The 288-nt window shown below is 42.0% G+C and carries 1 protein-coding gene; it reads left to right on the plus strand.

Translation table 11 applies throughout. The features are described 5' to 3' along the window. The coding region (locus LZP73_RS20440; protein WP_234236790.1) for a hypothetical protein at positions 1-288 on the plus strand (288 nt) is incomplete at both ends.

Below are 288 nucleotides of genomic sequence, written 5' to 3' on the forward strand. Positions count from 1 at the left end.
AACCTCAAAAACTGATGTGTTACCAACAGTGAGTATTAGCGTTGAGACAACATCAACAGATGTCAATGGTGATGGTTTTACTGGTATAGCTAGTGTCAATGGGACCGTAATGGATGTTCCCGCAACTATTGAAGATAAGGATGATTCCACTGGACTGGTTTATACGGTTTCTCTGAATCATGTCACTACAACAGATGTAACAGTTACAGTTACATTGGGTAGCGGAGCTGGGCATTCTGATGCTGCTGACTATTCTGATATTGGTGGAGCACAGCATAACGGGAAAAT

Source organism: Shewanella sp. AS16 (assembly GCF_021412365.1).
Classification (GTDB): Bacteria; Pseudomonadota; Gammaproteobacteria; order Enterobacterales; family Shewanellaceae; genus Shewanella; species Shewanella salipaludis.